21 protein-coding genes are annotated in these 19986 nt (G+C 61.5%); 6 read left to right on the top strand and 15 right to left on the bottom strand.

Features of this window, described 5'->3' with window-relative positions; translation table 11 throughout:
- Nucleotides 1-19: 19 nt before the first annotated feature.
- Complete coding sequence (locus tag DFP86_RS07165; protein ID WP_133679628.1) at nt 20-1345, bottom strand: sigma-54-dependent transcriptional regulator; 1326 nt, start codon at nt 1343-1345, stop codon at nt 20-22.
- On the bottom strand, nt 1332-3137 hold the full coding sequence (locus DFP86_RS07160; protein WP_133679626.1) for a sensor histidine kinase: 1806 nt from the start codon (nt 3135-3137) through the stop codon (nt 1332-1334). The genes DFP86_RS07165 and DFP86_RS07160 overlap by 14 nt, the downstream gene beginning before the upstream one ends.
- 178 nt (nt 3138-3315) lie before the next feature.
- On the opposite strand from DFP86_RS07160, the gene DFP86_RS07155 reads away from it, so the two are divergent.
- Complete coding sequence (locus tag DFP86_RS07155) at nt 3316-4074, top strand: amino acid ABC transporter substrate-binding protein (RefSeq protein ID WP_133679624.1); 759 nt, start codon at nt 3316-3318, stop codon at nt 4072-4074.
- Here DFP86_RS07155 and DFP86_RS07150 read toward each other — a convergent pair.
- Nucleotides 4043-4756 carry an HAD family hydrolase gene (locus DFP86_RS07150; protein ID WP_243729333.1) on the bottom strand — a complete coding sequence of 238 codons (714 nt, stop codon included), beginning with the start codon at nt 4754-4756 and terminating at the stop codon, nt 4043-4045. The genes DFP86_RS07155 and DFP86_RS07150 overlap by 32 nt on opposite strands.
- A 4-nt stretch (nt 4757-4760) precedes the next feature.
- Entirely contained in the window at nt 4761-4940 is a 180-nt protein-coding gene (locus tag DFP86_RS07145; RefSeq protein WP_133679622.1) for a hypothetical protein, read from the bottom strand.
- An 88-nt stretch (nt 4941-5028) separates the two neighbouring features.
- Here DFP86_RS07145 and sgrR point away from each other — a divergent pair, with 88 nt between their 5' ends.
- Together sgrR and DFP86_RS07135 are read left to right on the top strand one after the other, a co-directional pair.
- The gene (gene sgrR, locus DFP86_RS07140) at nt 5029-6696 is read left to right on the top strand and encodes an HTH-type transcriptional regulator SgrR (RefSeq protein ID WP_166642183.1); all 1668 of its coding nucleotides are present in this window, start codon (nt 5029-5031) and stop codon (nt 6694-6696) included.
- A 96-nt stretch (nt 6697-6792) separates the two neighbouring features.
- Nucleotides 6793-7398 carry a glutathione S-transferase gene (locus DFP86_RS07135; protein ID WP_133679618.1) on the top strand — a complete coding sequence of 202 codons (606 nt, stop codon included), beginning with the start codon at nt 6793-6795 and terminating at the stop codon, nt 7396-7398.
- On the opposite strand, the gene DFP86_RS07130 is transcribed toward DFP86_RS07135, so the two are convergent.
- Complete coding sequence (locus DFP86_RS07130) at nt 7395-8291, bottom strand: LysR family transcriptional regulator (RefSeq protein ID WP_133679616.1); 897 nt, start codon at nt 8289-8291, stop codon at nt 7395-7397. The genes DFP86_RS07135 and DFP86_RS07130 overlap by 4 nt on opposite strands.
- Before the next feature lie 97 nt (nt 8292-8388).
- On the opposite strand from DFP86_RS07130, the gene DFP86_RS07125 reads away from it, so the two are divergent.
- Complete coding sequence (locus DFP86_RS07125; RefSeq protein WP_133679614.1) at nt 8389-8640, top strand: DUF2798 domain-containing protein; 252 nt, start codon at nt 8389-8391, stop codon at nt 8638-8640.
- On the top strand, nt 8637-9068 hold the full coding sequence (locus DFP86_RS07120; RefSeq protein WP_133679612.1) for a carboxymuconolactone decarboxylase family protein: 432 nt from the start codon (nt 8637-8639) through the stop codon (nt 9066-9068). The genes DFP86_RS07125 and DFP86_RS07120 overlap by 4 nt, the downstream gene beginning before the upstream one ends.
- Nucleotides 9069-9117: 49 nt before the next feature.
- On the opposite strand, the gene DFP86_RS07115 is transcribed toward DFP86_RS07120, so the two are convergent.
- The 5 genes from DFP86_RS07115 to DFP86_RS07095 all read right to left on the bottom strand — a co-directional run bounded on the left by DFP86_RS07115 (nt 9118) and on the right by DFP86_RS07095 (nt 11823).
- The gene (locus tag DFP86_RS07115) at nt 9118-9432 is read right to left on the bottom strand and encodes an AzlD domain-containing protein (RefSeq protein ID WP_133679610.1); all 315 of its coding nucleotides are present in this window, start codon (nt 9430-9432) and stop codon (nt 9118-9120) included.
- Nucleotides 9429-10130, bottom strand: a complete 702-nt coding sequence (locus tag DFP86_RS07110; protein WP_133679608.1) for an AzlC family ABC transporter permease — start codon at nt 10128-10130, stop codon at nt 9429-9431. The genes DFP86_RS07115 and DFP86_RS07110 overlap by 4 nt, the downstream gene beginning before the upstream one ends.
- Before the next feature lie 95 nt (nt 10131-10225).
- A complete protein-coding gene (locus DFP86_RS07105; RefSeq protein WP_243729332.1) occupies nt 10226-11083 on the bottom strand; it encodes an AraC family transcriptional regulator in 858 nt (285 codons plus the stop codon).
- Between the two features lie 48 nt (nt 11084-11131).
- On the bottom strand, nt 11132-11455 hold the full coding sequence (locus DFP86_RS07100) for a phage holin family protein (protein ID WP_133679607.1): 324 nt from the start codon (nt 11453-11455) through the stop codon (nt 11132-11134).
- Complete coding sequence (locus DFP86_RS07095; RefSeq protein ID WP_133679605.1) at nt 11452-11823, bottom strand: putative holin; 372 nt, start codon at nt 11821-11823, stop codon at nt 11452-11454. Before DFP86_RS07095 ends, DFP86_RS07100 begins: the two co-directional genes overlap by 4 nt.
- Nucleotides 11824-12169: 346 nt before the next feature.
- Between DFP86_RS07095 and DFP86_RS07090 the strand changes: the two genes are divergently transcribed.
- Entirely contained in the window at nt 12170-13795 is a 1626-nt protein-coding gene (locus DFP86_RS07090; protein WP_133679602.1) for a methyl-accepting chemotaxis protein, read from the top strand.
- A gap of 43 nt (nt 13796-13838) precedes the next feature.
- Here the strand turns inward: DFP86_RS07090 and DFP86_RS07085 are convergent, their stop codons facing one another.
- From DFP86_RS07085 to DFP86_RS07065, 5 genes are all read right to left on the bottom strand, one after another.
- Nucleotides 13839-14363 carry a cysteine hydrolase family protein gene (locus tag DFP86_RS07085; protein WP_133679600.1) on the bottom strand — a complete coding sequence of 175 codons (525 nt, stop codon included), beginning with the start codon at nt 14361-14363 and terminating at the stop codon, nt 13839-13841.
- Between the two features lie 80 nt (nt 14364-14443).
- Nucleotides 14444-15736 carry a hypothetical protein gene (locus DFP86_RS07080; RefSeq protein WP_133679598.1) on the bottom strand — a complete coding sequence of 431 codons (1293 nt, stop codon included), beginning with the start codon at nt 15734-15736 and terminating at the stop codon, nt 14444-14446.
- Nucleotides 15737-15991: 255 nt separating this feature from the next.
- Entirely contained in the window at nt 15992-16711 is a 720-nt protein-coding gene (gene btsR, locus DFP86_RS07075) for a two-component system response regulator BtsR (protein ID WP_133679596.1), read from the bottom strand.
- 1 nt (nt 16712) lies between these two features.
- Complete coding sequence (locus DFP86_RS07070) at nt 16713-18410, bottom strand: sensor histidine kinase (RefSeq protein ID WP_133679594.1); 1698 nt, start codon at nt 18408-18410, stop codon at nt 16713-16715.
- A 77-nt stretch (nt 18411-18487) separates the two neighbouring features.
- The gene (locus tag DFP86_RS07065) at nt 18488-19900 is read right to left on the bottom strand and encodes an L-serine ammonia-lyase (RefSeq protein WP_133679592.1); all 1413 of its coding nucleotides are present in this window, start codon (nt 19898-19900) and stop codon (nt 18488-18490) included.
- Nucleotides 19901-19986: the final 86 nt, after the last annotated feature.

Raw genomic sequence — 19986 nt, 5'->3', positions numbered from 1 at the left:
TTTTGTGAAATGGACGGCGTCAGCCGTCCTTGCCATCCAACCCGTGCTTACGGATCTTGTCGTGCAGCGTGGTGCGCGCCACGGCCAGCGCTTCGGCGGCACGCGACAAGTTGCCGTTGTGCTGCCGCAGCGCCTGCTCGATCAGCATACGCTCGAAGGCATCGACGGCTTCGGCCAGCGGCGCCCGCTTGACGGGCGTCTCGTCGTCTAGTTGCAAGTCCAGCCCCAGCAAGTAGCGTTCGGCCATGTTGCGCAGCTCGCGCACATTGCCCGGCCAGTCGTGCAGCATCAGGTCGGCGATGACCGTCGCGTTCGGCGTAGGCGGCGGGCAGTCATGACGTAGTGCGAACTGCCGCGTGAAATGGTCGAACAGTAGCGCAATGTCCTCGCGCCGGCTGCGCAGGGTCGGCAGCCGCAAGGTGACGACGTTGAGCCGGTAATAGAGGTCGCGCCGGAACCGGCCGGCATCGCTGGCGGCCAGCAGATCTTCCTTGCTGGCGGCGATGACGCGGAAATCGACGGCGATGCTCTGGTTGCCGCCCAGCCTTTCCAGCGTTCGTTCTTGCAATACCCGCAGCAGCTTGACCTGAAAGCTCAGCGGCATGCTTTCGATTTCGTCCAGAAACAGGGTGCCGTGGTCGGCGAACTCGATTTTGCCGATGCGCCGTTTGCTGGCGCCGGAGAAGGCCCCGGCCTCGTGGCCGAACATTTCGCTGTCGAACAGCGTTTCCGGCAGGCCGGCGCAATTGAGGGCCACGAACGGCCCGCTGCGACCGCTCAGGTCGTGCAGGCAGCGCGCGACCAATTCCTTGCCGGTGCCGGTTTCTCCCTGGATCAGCACGTCAGCCGAGGTTTTGCTGATGTGTTCGATCTGTTTGCGTAGCCGGGTCATCGGTTCGGTGTTGCCGATCAACCGCGCCGCCAAGCCGCCCTGTGCCGCGACTTGGCGGCGCAGATTACGCACTTCCCGGCTCAGCTGGCATTTCTCCAGTGCGCGCTTGACCACTTCGACCAAGTGCGGCGATAGAAAGGGTTTCTCGATGAAATCCCAGGCACCGTCGCGCATCGCCTGCACGGCCATGGCGATGTCGCCGTGGCCGGTGATCAGAATCACCGCGCGTTGCGGCGCCACGGCCGTTTGTTCGCGCAGGAAGGTCAGGCCGTCCATGCCCGGCAGGCGGATGTCGCTGACCAGTACGCCGTCGAAGTCATCGGTCAGCCATTGGCGCGCCGCTTCCACCGAGTCAACGCCATGCGCGCCGATACCTGCCAGCGCCAAGGCTTGCAAACAGCCCAACATCACATCGGGGTCGTCTTCGATGACCAGTACGTCAATGGGCTTCATGCTGATTCCCCACAGGCAGATCCAATTCAAATTCGGCGCCGCCTTGCGGCCGGTTGCCGGCTGTCAGGCTGCCGCCGAAATCCCGCACGATACTGGCCGAGATGGCCAGCCCCAGTCCCAGTCCTTGCGGCTTGCTGGTGAAAAACGGTTCAAACAGGTGCGACAACGCCTCATCGCTGAGTCCCGGGCCATTGTCGGCGACCCACAGGCGTACCCGCGCGCCCGTACATTGCCAGCCAATGTCGATGCTGCCGGATGGATGATCCTGGCAAGCATCGAGGGCATTGCCCAGCAGATTGATCAGCACTTGTTCCAGCCGCAGGGCATTGCCGTGCACATAGAGCGTTTCGTCCGGCGCCGTGCGGCGCAGCACCACCGATGTTTTACGCAGTCGGCTATCCAGGAGGGAGAGCGCGTGCTCGACCGCTACGGCCAGATCCACGGCGCCGAGCTCCGTGCCGGCGCGTTTGGCGAAGCTGCGCAATTGGCCCGTGATGTTACCCAGGCGTAGCACCAACTGTGAAATGCGTTCCAGGTTGAACTGTGCCGTCTGGCTGTCTCCGCGTTGCAGAAATTCGCGCGCGTTGTCGGACAGCGTGCCAAGCGCCGCCAGCGGCTGATTGATTTCGTGAGCGACACCGGCGGCCATTTGACCGATCACCGCCAGCTTGCTGGCCTGGATCAGCTCATCCTGTGCGGCTTTAAGATGGCGCTCCGCCTCGCGCCGTTCGCGGATTTCCTGCTGTAGACGGGTATTGCTGGCACTCAATTCGACGTTACGTAAAGCCGTGCGCCGCGCGCGCCGACGCGCGGCGATCAACAGCGAGCCGGCCAATAGCAGTGCCACACCGGCCGCGGCCAAGGCGGCGCTGGTATGCGCCAGATTGCGACTGATAGCCAGGTCGTAGAACACGGTCAGCTGCCAGGGGGTCCCTTTGATGGCGTGCGTTTTGGTCAGGAACAGGCCGGTGGTGGCGAAGGCGGGGGGCTGAGTCTGAATGTTGCGCAGTTCGACGATATGCGTGTTGTCGTCCAGCGTCTGCCGGGTGATCAGGCCCAGAGGCTGCAGCCGGCGGCGGTTGTATTGCTGCGTGTCGTCCAGCTGACGTTGCAAAGTCGGGCTCAGCGGCCGCAGCGTGCTGTATTTCCAACCCGTCACCGAGGACAGCACGATCACCCCGTTCTCGTCCGACAACAGCGCCGGCGATTCGGCCTGCAGCCAGGATTTCTCCAACTGATCCAAGCTGACCTTGACCGCGACCACGCCCAGCGGTTGGCCGGCGACGCTGACTGCGCTCGACAGGTAATAGCCGGGGGTATTGTGTGTGGTTCCGATGCCGTAAAACTCGGCCACTTTGCCTGGCTGGGCCTCGCGGAAATAGAGCCGGTAGGATAGATCGCGGCCGATAAAACTGTCGGGCTGGTTCCAGTTGCTGCTGGCCAGCACGTGGCCGTCATGGGCGATCAGGTAAATGTCGAGCGTGCCGACCTGGTCGTTCAAGGTTTGTAGATAGTCGTCGACTTGCCGCAAACGTGCGCGGTTGTTCGGATCGGTCAGCAAGGCGGCGATGCGCGGATCGAGGCTGACCGTTTTGGGCAGCACCGCGTACTGCCCGATATCGCGAGCCAGGGTGCTGCTGTATTGCGCCAGGCGCTGATCGCCGTCATTGCGCAGAGTCTCGACTTCGCGCTTGAGTACTAGCTTGTCGGTGATGGCGGCGCAGGCGATCACGAGCCCAAGGAAGCTCAGTAGGTAAGCGAGCTTGGCGGGACGGTAGGCAGGAAAGCGCATGGTGCGGCGATCCGCGAAAACGGTTGGACGGTTATCTTAGCGTAATTCATCCGCTGGCGCCGGCTGTTGTCATATTCTCTGATGGTATAACAGAGGATATTTTGATTATTTATCATAATATAAATCGGCTGGTAGATTGATGTCATTACTGTTGACCACTATTGCATAGGAGTTGCATATGACACGTCTACTCGCCTTCTTGCTGCTGGCTCTCGCTCTGCCGGTTTCGGCCCAGGAGGCACTGGCACAGATCCGGACGGCCGGCGTGCTGAAAATCGGCACCGAAGGCGACTACCCGCCGTTCACCTATCACGACGCGGCGGGCCAACTGGTCGGCTTCGATGTCGAATTGGCGCAGGCCGTGGCGCAGCAGTTGGGCGTCAAGGCGCAATTCGTCGAAGGCCGGTGGGATGGATTGATCGCCGGACTGGATGTGGCGCGCTACGATGTGGTGGTCAATGAGGTGTCGATCAGCGCGGCGCGCCAGGCAAAGTACGATTTTTCCCAACCGTACATCGTCTCGCGCGCCGCGCTGATCGTGCGCAACGATAACACCAGTATCAAGTCGTTCGCCGATTTGAAGGGCAAGAAGTCGCCCAACTCGCTGACCAGTAATTTCGCCAAGCTAGCTAAGGATAACGGCGCCGAGGTGATCCCGGTGCAGGGATTCAACGAAAGCGTCGAGTTCTTGGTGTCCGGCCGTGCCGACGCCACCATCAACGACAGCCTGTCTTTCCTCGATTTCAAGCGCCATCAACCGACAGCGCCGTTGAAGGCGGTCGCCTACGAGCAACATGCCGAATCGGCCGGCATCGTGCTGCGCAAGGGCAACCCGGGGCTACTCGATGCCGTCAACCGGGCACTGGCGCAAATTCGCGCAGACGGCACCTATCGGCGCATCTCGCTCAAATACTTTGGCCAGGATGTGTCGCGCTAGCCGGACTGCGCGCCTGGTCGAGCCCGACGTCTAGCCTCAGCCGGCTGTGCTCGGCGTCTATGCGCAGCGAGCGGTAGTCGTACAGCCAATACTCCTGTCCGAGCGCTTCGGTCGGTAAGGTGGTGGCCAATGCCACCACCTGCATGCCCGCGGCGTGGCCGGCCTGCAAGCCGACCGGCGCATCTTCGAACACCACGCAATCGGCCGGATCGACGCCAAGCCGACGTGCCGCCGCCAGATAACCTTGCGGATCGGGCTTGCCGCGCGTCACGTCCTCGCCGGAAATCAACACCGCAGGCAGCGGCAGGCCGGCTGCCGCAAGCCGAGCCTCGGCCAGCGCGCGCGGTGCCGAGGTGACCAGCGCCCAACGTTCTGGCGGCAGTGACGATAGCAGCGCCGATGCGCCGGCAATTTCAACCACGCCCTCGGTATCGGCGACTTCCTCTGCCGTCAGGCGCGCGGCTTCGGCGGCGACGTCCAACCCCGGGGGCGCGAAGGCCGCAACGCTGTCCTCGGTCTTGCGACCATGGATATTGGCCAGTAGTTGGTCGACATCGATGCCGTGGCGCTGCGCGAAGCGACGCCAAATTTTCTCCACCACGGCGGTCGAATCGACCAAGGTGCCGTCCATATCGAACAGTAGGGCACGGGCATTCAGGGACATCTCGATTGGCCATTGCATCTGATTATTTCCTGCGGGAAGCGGGTTGAAGGGGAGAGACTGTGGCCGAGGGTTCCTTGGCCTGGCCGGCGATCAGGTCGCGCAACAGTGCTTGAACGTCATCGGCACGGATGCCGAAGCGCGGCAAGTGCCGGCTCAGAGTGTCGGCGTAATCGCCGAGTAGCGTTTGCGTTTGTATTTGCATGGTGGACGCCTGCAGTGATGATGCGCTATTTTTGCCGATAAAAGAGGCAAGAAAAATTGCTGACTTACTTGCAAGGAATTTCCCCTTTATGCCCCAGCCACGATTGACTCAACAGTACACCCGCTTGCGCCAGGCCATGCCCGAGCCATCGGTGCAGACGTCTTTGCAGACCTTGGCCGACACCTTGCACTGTACCCGGCGCCATATGCGCAATCTGCTGCAGCAAATGCAGACGCACGGCTGGATCGACTGGCAGGCGACGCCTGGGCGCGGCGGGCGTTCGCGGTTGACGTTCCTGCGTTCGGTCGACAGCCTGCAGCGCGAGCGGGCCGAGCACTTGCTGACACAGGGGCGCATCGACCAGGCGGTCGACCTGATCGACGATCGCGACGCCTTGTCCGCCTTGCTGTTGTCGCGCCTCGGTCAACGCTGGGAGCAGGGGCGGCAGGTCTTGACCGTGCCCTATTACCGGCAACTGCCGGATCTACAGCCCGGCCAGCCGCTACGCCGTACCGAGCGCCATCTGGCCAGCCAGATCTTCAACGGACTGCTGCGGCATAACGAGGAAAAAGGGGAAATAGAGGCTGACCTGGCGCATCATTGGCGCCAGGTTTCTCCGACTGAATGGCATTTCCATCTACGTCCCGCCGTGCGATGGCATGACGGCACCTTGCTGACGGTCGAGCAGGTGGTGGCTTCGTTGCAACGGTTGCGGCGTTGGCCGCTATATCGGCACTGGCGCGGGGTGCGTGCGCTCTCGCCGCGTAGTCTAGCCATCGATTTGGCCGAGCCCGACGCTTGGCTGCCCTGGCTGGTGGCCGATGCCAACGCCATGATCGTACGCGAGTCGCTGTCCAGCCTGCCGATCGGCACAGGCCCCTATCGGGTGCTGGCCAACGACCGTTACCAACTGCGGCTGCAGGCTTTCGACGATTATTTCGGTTATCGCGCGCAACTGGATGAAGTGGACATCCTGATCGTGCCGGACCTGGCTGGCGATGCGCTGCACGAGCGGCGCTCCTCTTGCGAACTGCAAGTACTGGTTCAATCCGGTACGGACAATCTGGCGCCTGACGAAATGGTCAGCGAGCAGGGCTGCCACTTCCTGTTGTTCGATGCCCGTTCCTCGCGGATGCGCTCGCCGGCGCTACGTCAGTGGCTGAGCCGCGAATTGGCGCCGCAGAACTTGATCGCCGATTTGTCGCCGGCGGTACGGCGTTATTGGACCCCGGCGACCAGTCTGCTGCCGCAATGGTTCCATACGCCGCCACCCGCGGCCGTCGGTACGCAGGAGCATGGACTGACGCTACGCTTGGCCTACCATGCCGATCAGCCCGACTATCCGCTGGTTGTCGACGCGATGGCCCGGCGTCTGGCCGAGCGCGGTGTTCTGCTGGAGTGTCATTGCATTTCCTACGCCGATTGGGATCAGGGCCTCGGCGATTTCGACTTGTGGCAAGGCTCGATCAATTTTTCCGGCAACCCCGACTACGCGGTATCGGCCTGGCTGTTGGGCACGCCGCTGGTGCGGCATTGCCTGGACTCGTCCTCGGCCTTGCCGGTGACACAATGGCACGCGGCCTGGCGTAGCGGCGAAATGACGGCGCAGCAACTGGCTGCCGAAGTGGTGCGCCAAGGCTGGCTGCTGCCGTTGTTTCACCATTGGTTCCGCTTGCAGGGGAGTCAGCGGATGCAGGGGGTGCGTCTGAACAGTTTGGGTTGGTTCGATTTCAAGTCGGCTTGGTTGGAATCGTGATAGCAGCAAAAGTGTGAATGGTGTATGTATATGTCATTGTGCGCGACATGATCCGTGCTCGGCCCGGTGGGGCCTAATCGCCAAGGAGGGTTTTCAATGCAATTGATCGGTATGCTCGATTCGCCATTCGTCCGCCGTGTGGCCATTTCACTGCATCAACTGCAGTGCACGTTCGAACACCGTGCCATTTCTGTCTTTCGCGACATGGATCTGTTTCGCCAGATCAACCCGGTGATCAAAGTGCCGACATGGGTCTGCGACGACGGTACGGTGCTGATGGACTCGACGCTGATTCTGGATGCTGTCGAGGCGCAGACCGGCAAGAGCCTAATGCCGCACGAGTTGTCGGCGCGGCGGCATGCCCTGCGCGTTATCGGCCTGGCCCTGATCGCAGCGGAGAAGAGCGTGCAAATCTACTACGAGCAGAACCTGCGTCCGAGCGATAAACAGCACGAACCTTGGCTCGAGCGTATCGTCGAGCAAGCGGCGGCTGCCTTTGCGCTGTTGGAAATCGAACTGGCGGCACAGCCCCTGGATGCCGGCGCGCTCGATCAGGCCGGCATTACCGCGGCGGTGGCCTGGCGTTTCGCGCGAGAGCGGCTGCCGCAATGTTTCGAATGGCAGCGCTTCCCGGCGCTGTCGCAATGGAGCGAGACGGCGGAAGCATTGCCGGCGTTCCGGGCTGCGCCGTTTTACGGTTAGATCAGGCGTTCGCTGCCGGCCGAGTAGGCCAGCAGGTGATCGAGCAGTACCCGAACCCGGGCGGGCAGGGTGCGCTGCGGCGGCCACAGGGCATAGACCGGTAGCGAGATGCCGCGCCAGCCCGGTAGCGGGTTGCGTAGCCGGTCGTCGGCGAGCGCCGCTTCGGCGGCGCGCAAGGGACAGTAAAGAATTCCCTGCCCGGCGACCGCCATTTCGATGGCCAACTGCATATCGTTGACGCGCAAGCGAACCGGCCCATCCGGCTGGATCGTCATCCGCTCGCCGCTACTTTCATGCTGCAAGCGCCACGAGGTAAGCGGCTCGGCCATGAGTAGGGTATGGCCGCTCAGGTCGTTGGGTGCGCGCAAAACCGGGTGGCGAGCCAGGTAGTCTGGCGATGCAACCAGCGTGGTATGACCCCAGCCCAAGAGGCGTTGCCCGAACAGCGGGTCGTCCAGCTCTCCGACACGTAGCGCCAGATCCGCCCCCTGCGTCAGCAAATCCTCCCGCTCGTTGGCGAGCCGCAATTCCAGCTGGATTTCCGGATAGCGCGCCAGGAAACTCGCCCAGGCATCGCGATACATGATGCCGGCCAGGGTGATCGGCGCCAGTACGCGCACTGTGCCGGCCGGTCGGTTCAGTTCGGCGTCGAGCGAGGCGGTGGCCTGCTGTAGCGAGGCCAAGAGCGGGCGGCAGCGCTCGAAGTACTGCCAACCTTCGCCGGTAGGGATCAGGCGGCGTGCGCTCCGATGCAGCAGGCGACAACCCAGCGCCTGTTCCAACTTCTGTAGACGCCGCGTCAGGGTCGCCGCCGGCATGTCGAGCTTGGCGGCGGCCGCGTTCAGGCTGCCGTTCTCCACAATGCAAACAAATAAAGCCAAATCGTCGAGCATGATTCCATTTTTGCAATTTAATTCTGAAATTTTAGCGCTTTTTTTGAAATATGCAGCAAGTTATCTTGTCGTCCAGAACCACTAGCGAGAAAACGGCATGTCTCCATCCCTGCGATACCGACTGACCTTCGGCTTTTTGATGTCCGCGATCATGTCCGTGCTGATGTGCGGTTGGATCACCTGGCTCAATCTCGGTCTGCGCCCGGACTTCCTGGCGCGTTGGCTGCATGCTTTTCTCCGAGCGTGGCCGGCGGCCTTCGTCGCGGTGGTTCTGCTGGCACCCTGGGTGCAGCAAGCCACGCAGCATCTGCTGCGTATCAATCTCGCTTCAACAAGGAAATCATCATGACAACACTTCGCCAAAGCTATTTCACCCTGTCGCCGCAAGTCTTGGCCGGTTTTCGCCAGGCCAAGCAAGCGCTGGAGCAAAGCCCGTTGGGTTTGGAACTGATCGAGCTGGTTTATCTGCGCGTCTCACAGATCAACGGCTGTAGCTATTGTCTGGATATGCACAGCAAGGCACTACGACAGCGCGATGTGCCGCAGGCCAAGTTGGACGTGTTGGCCGGTTGGCATAGCAACGGACTATTCAGTGAAAAGGAACGCGCTGCGCTGCAGTGGGCCGAGTCGCTGACCGCGCTGCCGACCTCCCACGCGGCGGACGCCGATTATACGCCGCTGTTGGCGCATTTCTCCGATCAGGAGATCTCCGACCTGACCTTCGCCATCTCGTTGATGAATGCCTTCAACCGGCTGGGCGTGGGCATGCGCCAATAAACTGGGCGCTGGGCAAGGGCATGTGTTTGCTGGCGTTCTAGCAACTTGACTAGATCAGCCAGCGCACAAGCCCGTAGACACAGAAACTCAGCATGATGGCAGGCAAAATCTTGCCGCGCGGCAGTGCGATCGCGATCGAGACCAGTGTGCCCAGCAGATAGGCATTGTGCGGCGAAACATCGATGCGGCCTTGCGGTGCCAGCGCCATGGGGACGATCAGCGCGGTGAGGACGGCCACTGGTACGAAATGCAGCCCGCGGTTTAGCCAGTCGGGGAAGGTCACTTTGCCGCCGAAAACCAAAAAGCTGGTCCGTGCCGCCTGGGTGACCAGCAGCATACCCAAAATCATCCACCAGTTCGTCATCGCGGCATCTCCTTGGCTTGGCTTAGCATGCCGGCGGCAATGCCCGCTGCCGCCGCCAGCATCAGGTCGAGTTTATAAGGCAGACCGCGGGCCAGCAGTGCGACGCTACCGGCCGCTATGGCGGCCATCAAATAGGGGAACCGCTTCAACTGCGGGGCGACGATGGCTGAGAAGGTGCCGACCATGGCGAAATCCAGCCCCCAGTGCGCCAAGTTCGGCACCGCGCGGCCTAGCAGTACGCCGGCCAGTGTCCAGATCAGCCAGTTGAAGTACATGGCGAGCGACGAGCCGAGCCAATACCACTGGCCGGCTTGCGCACCATGGGTGCGTAAGCGGTGCTCCACCACCGCGAACGTTTCGTCGGTCAGCCAAAAGGCCAGCGACCCGCGCCAGGCTAACGACCAGTGGCGGGCATAAGGCAGCAGGGTGGCGCTGTAGAGCATATGCCGCAGATTCACCACCAAGGTGGTGAACCAGATCACCGGCAGCGCGGCGCCCGTGCCGAGCAGGCTGATGGCGATGAATTGCGACGAGCCGGCGAAGACCAGCGCGGACATGGCCAGCGTCACCGTGGGCGATAACCCCATCGCGATGGCAAAGGTGCCGAAAATGGTACCGAACGGCGCCGCGCCGATCATCATCGGCAGCGTGTCCCGCGCACCTTGCATTAGCGCGCTACGAGCAGAAAGCGAATTCATGGGGAGATCTCCTTGCTTGCCCATGTGTGGGGTTGCGACACATGCTTGACCAGTCTGACGGCCGAGTCGGGAGATGTCTTGAACGATTTTGCGCGTTATGCCGCGCGTGGCCGCATGGCGCGTTGATAGCTGGCGGGCGGTGCGCCGACGATCAGCCGAAAGGCTCGAGTCAGATGGGGTTGGTCGGCAAAGCCCAGGGCCAGCGCGACCTCTCCGGGCGGCATGCCCGATGCGAGCAGGCCGCGTGCGCGGCTGACGCGCAGTTGGTTGCGCCAGGCGACCGGCGAGAGTCCGACTTGCCGTTTGAATTGGCGGCACAACTGCCAAGGCGACAGCCCCACCGCACTCGCTAGTGTCTGTAGCGACAAATTGTCGCTCAAACAGTCCGCGAGCATTTGCTGTACCCGCGCGACCGCATTGGCGGCGGAGGCTTCATCGCGCGGACGTACCGCCATGTGTCGTTGCAGCACCTGGGCGAAAACCGCTTGCAGTGCCGCTTCCCGCAGCAGTCGATCCTGGCTGCTGCGTAACAATAGATGGAGCTGGTTAAGCCGTCGGGCCAGTGGCAGATCCTCGACCACGGTCTGGCGGAAATAGGGCGTGGCGCCAGTCTGGCCGCAGATATCTTGCGTCAATTGCCGCAGCAGCGCCGCCTCGGGGTAATAACCGCGGTAGGCCCAACCCTGCTCGTGTGCCGTTTCGCCGGTATGCACTTCTCCTGGGTTGATCAGCACCAGCGCCCCCACCCCCGCCAGATGCGTGCCGCCGCGATAACGATACGATTGGGCGCCCTGCGTCAACGCATTGACCACGTACTCCTCGTGAAAGTGCGGCGGGAAAATCCGCGCACGATAGCTGGCATCGAGGCATTCGAGTCGGCCGATGTCGTCGGCGCGGAAGAAATCGGAGCGGTCTTGGGCAGGAGGCGTCTTCATGGCTTCAGTGTAAGCCATGAGTCGGCGCCGAACGAAATGACATGCGAGCCTTGGGCGCGCCCGGGATCAAAGCCAGGTTTTGCGCTCCAGTACGCGTGAAAAGATCGATGGCCTGTCGCCGATGCGCGGTTGGAACAACCTCGTCACATTGCCGCCGCTGGAGAAAAGCGCCGCGACCAGTACGCCGTTGAGCAGTAGCTGGGCCACGCCGATGCCGATGGATCGATCCAGCCAGGGCAGGATGACGATGGCGCAGAAGGCGACAATCAGCAGGTAGGCCAGTGCGCTGGCCCAAGGCCGATGGCGGGAGGGCTCGCTGCGGGTGAAAAGGATCAGCCGCAGGCAGCAGGCGCCGCACAGCAGGTCGTTGATCAGATCGAGGAGGTTCATTCTTTGTCATCCTTGAGGCCGGACAGCAGCGTAGACGGGTTCTCCGCCCGGGCGATCAACCGGGTCAGCACCCTGATCACCAGCGCAGAGGCGAGCAGCGCGCCGACCGCAAGCGAGACCTGCACATGCTGAGGTAGCAGAGCCGACAATAATTCGGCCGACATCGGTGCCGCGATCAGGCCGGCGACGAAGGCCAAGATCAGAAAGACCAATTTCTTGAATGGGCCTAATTCGCGGCTCGACATGACGAATATCGATGCTCCGGCGAAGGCGCCCAATACGGTGCTGGCATCCGTGCCGGGGATCAGCGTCAAAAGGCTCGCGCCGGCTCCTGCCGAGACGACCATGGTTGTGATGGGTTCTGCCATGTTCAATTCCAGAGGTTGACCAACGACGGGTGGCGATGGCATCGGATGGCTTGCGCGATATTCCGCACTGCCGAATCGACCGTGGCTTCGCAGTATAGGGCGCGTATTTCGCGCTGGGCCATGGCACAGCGCCCATCGCCTTGTGGCTGGGATCGGGAGATCGCGTCAGGTCTTTCCCGGCGGCGGCCGGGTTGTCCGACAGCTCGCTTGCACTCCTGTCGTTTGTCTTCTATCTAAAGAAAACCAGCCCGGTTTGAATGCGACGACCGATGCGCTAGCACATGATCGAGTGTTTCTCCGCCCGCGGTCATGGCCTTCCCTCGGAACTTAGCGCCTAGGAACGACGATGCTCCATAGATTCACGATTAGACAGAAGCTGTTGGCCAGCTTTTCATTCGTCATTCTGCTGTTGCTGCTTCTGTTGTTGGCCGCCATTAACAATATGCAGAACGTCAATGGCAAGATCCACGATATGACGCAGGGGCGCTACCCCAAAATCGCTCTCGCGAGCAGCATTACCGTCAAGTCGATGGATATCGGCCGACAGATACGTAGCGCGGTGATTTTTAGTGCCGGCGACACCGAGGAGTACCTGACTAAAGTGGATAACCTGCTGGCCGCTCAAACCACCGATATGGATAGGATGGAAACGCTGCTGTTCGCGCCCAGGGGTAAGGAACTGTTTGCCGACGTACGAGAAAAGAGCGGTGTATTGCGTGCGGCACTGGCGGAATCCTACCCGCTGATCCGGAGCCATAAAATGGCTGAGGCGGCCCAAGTGGTCAAGCAGAAGATCGCCCCGGCCAACAATCGCTACATGGCTAGCCTGCAGGCGTTCACCGACTATCAGGAAGAGCAGATGCACAAGGGGATCGCCGATGCGGAAGACTCCTCCCACCAGGCCATTATCAATATGATGCTGGTGTCGGGCATTGCCATTGTTCTGGCTGCGGGCAGTGCGTTGTGGATTGCCCGCCTGATTTCCGTGCCGCTGCAGAAGTCGGCCATGTTAGTGCGGAATATCCAGAATGGCGATCTGTCCGGTGCCGATGAGGTCATTCCGCCCGCGCGCGACGAAGCCCTGGAAATTACCCGCGGCATCCAGGAGATGCGCAGCGGCCTACGTAGCATCGTGCAAGCGATCCAGTTGAATGCGCACAATGTCTCGGACTCTGCGCACGAGCTGTCCGGTATGGCCGAAGGCGTCGCCGGCAGTGCGCAACAGCAAGCGGAAGCCACCTCGGAAGCGGCTGCGACGATCGAACAACTGACTGTCAGCATCAATCACGTCGCGGACAATTCGGGCGAAGCCTCCCGGCAGGCGCAGGACACCGGCAGTCTGGCGCGTCATGGCGGCAAGGAAGTGATCGATTCCGTCGCCCGGATTCAGGACGTCAGCCATTCCGTTAGCGGTACCTCGACGCAGATGAATATGCTGACCGATGAAATTCGGCAGATTGGCAGTATCGTCACCGTGATCCGCGAGGTGGCGGATCAGACCAATCTGCTGGCGCTCAACGCTGCGATAGAAGCGGCGCGCGCCGGCGAGACCGGACGCGGCTTTGCCGTGGTTGCCGACGAGGTGCGTAAATTGGCGGAGCGTACCACTGCCTCGGCACTGGAAATTACCCAGATGATCCACTCGATCCAGCAAGGCGTTGAACGGGTCGTGGATAGCATGGGGGCCAGTTTGGAGAGTGTCGAGGCTGTCTCCGGCAGCACCGAGCAGGCCTCGCAAACCATCGAACGCATTGGTCGTAGCACCCTTGCCATCGAGCAATCCATCGGCAACATCACGGCGGCACTCGGCGAACAGCGCATCGCCAGCCAAAGCCTGGCGCAGAACATGGAGAAAGTTTCGCAAATGGCCGAAAGCAACAGCGCCACGGTCGAGGAACTGGCCACCACCTCAAGCCAGCTCAGTGCGCTGTCCAACAACCTGCAGGACATCACTGCGCGATTCCGGCTGTGACCCAGGTCGATGCCCCGCAGCGGCACCGCTTTCGACCAATCAATCAGAGTTCCGCTGCGGGAATGACGCGTAGCGGTTTCGGCGTGGCCCCTGTGGCGTGCCATGCCGCATTGAAGTGATCGATCACTTGTTCGCCGCTAAGCTCGAACGCACTGAGCGTCGTGTGCGCATCGCTGACGACGGTGACCTGATAGCCGCGCGACACGGCGTTACGCAAGGTGCTGTCGACACAAAAATCGGTTGCGCAGCCGCCTATCCAGAGCTTATCGATCCCCTTGTCTGCCAGAAGCCCGGCAAGCTCGGTTTCGCAGAAGCTGTCGCCGTAACGTTTGCCAATGCGGGCATCGCCCTCTTGGTCGGCGAGCTTGGCGTGAAGCTGCCAACTGGCTGAGCCACGTTCGAGCTCTTCATCCTCGTGCTGGATAAAGATAACGGGGTAGCCGCGCTGACGGGCCTTGGCGATGGCGGCATTCAGGTTGTCGAGCACAGCGTCGAGTCTGGCTGCGCGCAACTCGCCCTCGACAACCCCAACCTGCATATCAATGACAAGCAATGCGGTATCGGACATCTAAGCTTCTCCATGGCGGATCGGAACCGCCATATTAGCTCTGGCGGGCCAGCGACGGTAGGGCCGGCCCCGCGCCGAGCTTATTTGATCATTTTGACGATCTTTTCCATCGCACTATCGCGGTCGCACAGCGCCAAGAGCGACGCAGTCATGCAGGCGTTGCCCAGACCGTTGCGGCCGTCGCTGTTGGCCAATACCGACAAAATCATCAACGCACTGGGGCAGTGGTTACGCCACTGCGTTTGAATCGTCTCTTTTTCCTGCACCTGGGCGAGGAAGGACAGGCGCATGGGCGGGCGGTGCTGAGCAATGCCGTTGGCCCCCTCCCAGAGAATTTGCGCAGCTTGTTCATTGGGGGCCAACGCCCGTTGTCCGGTTGAACGCGGCGCGCTAAGTCCCAGCCGATGGGCGGCCTTGTGCGCGATGCCCCGCACGCCCTCCACGGCCATACTGCCCGCGCCGATCAGGGTCGTGGTCGAAGCATAATGCCCATTGAGGCTGGAGCCCGCGCCAAATGCGCGTTCTTTTTGCCGATCGATCAGCCAAGGCAGCGCCTGCGATACGCAGGGGCACACCGCGTTTTTTATGCTATCGGCGGCATAAGGATCGGCGTGTGGCACGCCATACCAGTTGCATAGCATCTCATAGATACCGTGCAGCTTGCTGTCCAGGCGCGGCACCTCGTAATCTGCGGTCAAAACCAGATGGGCGAGCAATGTGCCGGCGATGATCGACGGCTCTTGATGCGCACCGGAGCCGTCGAAGATATTGTCGGCGAGATCGATAGGGCCCAAGGGAATCCCATCGATCGCCCCCGTTACCGAGGGCGGGGCGATGCCGGCGATGCCCAAAACCGGGGAGGCCACTGTGATGCCCGCGCCGAGGGTGTTGACCCCTGTGCTGGCAACATTGGCGATCTTGGCCAGGGACTTCACTTTACCGGCGATGTATTCCAGCGCCGCACCCGCCGGGTTGGCGACGATGGGCAGCCCCTTGGCTACGGTGCCCAGTGCTCTAAGCGGCAACGCGGGTCTGCCATGCTTGTCGATATAGTCGAAGGTGTTTCCCGCGTTCTGCCGCTTCAACTGCGTGGCTTGGGTTTTAAACGACTGATAGCTCTGGCCGGTTGAGGCTGAACGGTTCTTGAGAAAGTGGATGACGCCATAAATGGCGTCCATGCGATCCGTGTAGCGCAGTTCTTTATTCTCGGCCGCGATTTCGTCCGCCCATTCCGCCTTGGCGGCGGCAAGTGCCGCCGCCGTCTGCATTTCCTGCTCGACACCATGGACGCGTTTGTTATGGGCGGACATTAACTCAAGTCTGGTTTTGGCTAACTCTCTTTGTAACTCAGCGGGGTTTCGATCTTTGGGCATGGCATTACCTCTAGAACTGGAGTGAACGAAACATCGGGTATTTTCTTCGTTTGTGGGCCGATGACGCGGCGCCCTGAACGAGAGAATCTGGATGGTTCGCTCATTTTATGGATGTGTAATTTTGAAAATGGATAATCCAAATCCGATTCATGTCGATGCCATGAAACAGCCCCCGCCGAGAGCGGGTGATGAGGGGGCCTAATGCCTGTTGGGCTAAGGGGAAATGCTTGGCCTTGCAATGCCAGGAGCAGGAAGTCAGGCGATTCCCAGCTGCTCTTTGATCTCCGGCAGCAAGCGACGGCTGATCGGCAGGATGCGCCCGCTATGGGTGACGAATTCGGCCAGCCCGCTGTCGATATACTGCAATTTCGCCACCTGGTCGACGTTCACCAGGTATTGGCGGTGGCAGCGCATCAACGGCGTGCGCAGTTGCAGCACGTTGAGGCGCAAACTGGTGAGATGCTCCCGGCCCAACGTATCCACGACATAGACGCCGCTGGCCCGCGATTCGATGTATTCGACCTGATCCAGTTTGAGAAACACGATCGATTGCGAGCTGAAGCAAGGGATCTGCCGCAAGTGATTGACTTCGGGCAGGACGCTGAAATCCGGGTGGAACTGGCTATGGCGCAGGCGTTCCAAGGTCAGTTCCAGGCGATCGGGTGTAACCGGTTTCAATAGATAGTCGAAGGCGTTTTTCTCGAATGCACTGACGGCGTATTCGTCGTAAGCGGTCAGAAACACAATGGAGGGCATGTCCTTGGGGTCGAGCATGCTCAGCATTTCCAGGCCCGTGACCTGCGGCATTTGAATGTCCAGGAAGACCACATCCGGTTTGTCGGCCCGGATCCGCACCAATGCTTCCAGCGCATTGCCGCACTCGGCCAGGATGTGAATATCGCGGGCAGGCTCCAGGGCGCGGCGCAGCGCCAGACGAGCGTGGACTTCGTCGTCGACAATCAATGCGGTGATCATTTCAGCTCGTCGCCTCCAAAGGAATCCGGACCGTTGCCCGGGTGACAACATTGCTTTCGCAGCTCATGGTGACGCCAAACGATTCGCCATAGCGGTTTTTGATTCGCCGATCGACGATATTCATGCCCAGCCCGCCTCCGTTGTCGGCATCGTACAGCCCGGCGTTGTCTTCCACCACCAGTTGGACGCCCTGCTCATCCTGGCTGGCGCTAATCCGGATCTGGCCGGGCCGGATCATCTGCGACGTGCCGTGCTTGATGGCATTTTCGACCAGTGGCTGCAAGGTGAAGGCCGGCAGGCGGATGCCCAGCAACGGTGGCGGGATATCGAACACGACCGATAAGCGATCGGCAAAGCGCGCCAGCTGGATGCGCAGGTAGGCATCGATATGTTCGATTTCGTCCGAAAGTTGTACGTCCTCGGCCGGGCGCTTGAGGTTTTTGCGCAGATAGACCGCCAGATCGGTCAGCAGCGCGCGCGCCTGAGCGACGTCGTCATGGGTGACCGCGATGATGGTGTTCAGCGTATTGAACAGGAAGTGCGGGTTGATCTGCGCGTGCAGCAGTTTGAGCTCCGATTGCAAGAGCAGGCTTTTCTGGCGCTCGTAACGGCCGTCGAGAATCTGGTTGGACAGAAGCTTGGCGATCCCCTCGCCCAGGGTGCGGTTGATGGTGGAGAAGATCCGCGTTTTCGGTTCGTACAGTTTGATGGTGCCAATCACTTGCCGGTCTTCGCCCACCAGCGGAATCACCAGCGACGAACCGAGCTTGCAGTGCGGATTGAGCGAGCATTGGTAGGGGATCTCGTTGCCATCGGCGAAAAACACCTCGTTGTTGGCAATGGCATACAGGGTGTGGGGCGAGGTAATGGGGGTGCCGGGCAGATGGTGATCGGCGCCGATGCCGATAAACGCCAGGATCTTGTGGCAATCGGTGATCGCCACGGCGCCGACCCCGGTTTGGTCATAGATGATGCGAGCCACCCGCATGCTGTTTTCCTGATCGAAGCCATCGCGCAACACGCCGTCGACATGGGCGGCGATCTCCAGCGCTTTGGCGGAAAAGGCGCGCGAGTGCTGCTCCAGGCTATCGCGCCGATCGAGCAGAATCTTGGCGAAAATTGCGGCGCCGGCCGTATTGGCGATCAGTTCCGGCAGCGCGATCAGGGAAACGATATGTAAGGCCTGGGTCAGCGGTCGTGACAACGCCAGGTCGATGCCCATTTCCAGCACGATGGAGACGAAGGTCAGTCCACCGGCCAAGAGGGGGCTAAACAGCAGGCGGGTCTTGCCGCGCCGTATCAGATAGCGGTGGGTGAAACCGCCGATCAGCCCCTGCATGACGATGTCGAGCGCCGCCGCCAGTCCGAACGAACCACCGAGGAAATAACGGTGAATGCCGCCGGTGACGCCGACCGCCAGGCCGACGACCGGACCGCCCAGCAGGCCGCCCAACACCGCCCCGATCGCCGGGGTGTTGGCGATGGCATTGCCGCTGACCACCGGAAAGCCAAGCAGCGTCCCCATAATGCAGAACGCCGTGAAAATCACGTAGCACGCCAGGCGGTGCGGCCAGCGGATGGTGGCGCGGGTGAGGGGGATGAACAGCTTGGTCCGGCTGAGGGCATACGCCACGGCCAGGTACACGCACATCTGCTGCAACAGCATCACCGATAGCGTGATCACCGAGTGCAAATCCATCCTGTCCTATTCCCTTCCCTTGATTCGATCGCCGCCCGCCGCCGGATGCGTGCGTCTGGCTGGTGTTTACCGGGGCCTTACGGTGCCCAGCAAACGCATTCTTCCTCGTTTTCCGCCGCAGAGGCCGGCGTCGGCGCGGCCAGCTTGATGGCGAGACCGCCGCAAGAGGTTTCCCGGTACTTGGCGCTCATGTCCTTGCCGACTTCCAGCATGACTTCGATGACCTTGTCGAGGGGGACGATAGGGGCGCTGGTGCGGGCCAGGGCCATGCGCGCGGCGTTGATCGCCTTGACGGCACCCATGGCATTGCGCTCGATGCAGGGTATCTGCACTTGACCGCCGACCGGGTCGCAGGTGAGGCCAAGATTATGCTCCATGGCAATTTCAGCAGCAATGCATACCTGCTCTGCCGAGCCGCCAAGCAGCTCTGCCAGCCCGGCTGCGGCCATCGAGCACGCGACGCCGATTTCTCCCTGGCAGCCGACTTCCGCGCCCGAGATCGACGCATTGGTCTTGAACAGCGTGCCGATGGCGGCCGACGCCAGGAAGAAGCGGACACAGCTTTCTTCGTCCAGCGGGGTGATGAATTGATTATAGTAAGCCAGGACCGCCGGCACGATGCCGCAGGCGCCATTGGTCGGTGCCGTCACGACCCGTCCCCCGGCGGCGTTTTCTTCCGCCACGGCCAGGGCGAACATATTCACCCAGTCGACGATGTTCATCGGATCGCGCGTAAGCGATCCCCCAGTCGTCAACCGGCGGTGCAGCGCGGATGCACGGCGCGGCACACGGAATGGCCCGGGCAGCACCCCTTCGGCTTTCATGCCGCGTGCCATGCATTCCTGCATGGTCTGCCAGATATGGCCGAAATAGCCGTTGATTTCCTCTTGCGAGTGCAGATGCCGTTCGTTGGCATGTACCAGGCCGGACAAAGACAGGCCGCTGCTGTGGCAATGTGCCAGCAGGCCGGCTGCGCTGGCGTACGGGTATGGTCCTTCGCCGCTGCTGTCCTCCGCGGCCGCGCCATCGCCATCTTCGATCACGAAACCGCCGCCGATGGAGTAGTAATTCTTGTCCAGCAACAGCTCATCGCCGGCAAAGGCTTTGATCGTGAGCCCGTTTTCGTGCCGCGGCAGATTGGAGCGATGAAAGGTCATGGCCGAGTGGGCGAACATCACTTCGGGTCCGTCATGGCCCAAACGGATCCGCTCGGTTTTGCGCACTTGCTGAATCAGCCCGGGAATGGCGGTGACATCCACGGTATCGGGCAATTCGCCCATCAGTCCCAGCAGCAGCGCCACATCGGTCTTGTGTCCGAGCCCGGTCAGGGCCAGAGAACCGAAGACGTCGATCCGCAGCGCGCTGGCTCGGGACAACAGGCCGCGGGCGCGCAGGTCGTCGACAAAGCGGCGCGCGGCATTCATCGGGCCGAGCGTGTGCGAGCTGGAGGGGCCGATACCGACTTTATACAGTTGGAACATGCTGATCATGATTGGATTTCCTTATGCATTTCGCGCGCCGACCGGGCGCTCCGGACGCACAGGGCGCATACCGGAGCCGGGCGACGCGCGAGACG

The sequence above is a fragment of the Paludibacterium purpuratum genome, from assembly GCF_004363805.1.
Lineage (GTDB): Bacteria > Pseudomonadota > Gammaproteobacteria > Burkholderiales > Chromobacteriaceae > Paludibacterium > Paludibacterium purpuratum.
Note: the sequence above shows the minus strand (reverse complement) of the source record. Positions and strands in the feature narration are given on the sequence as shown.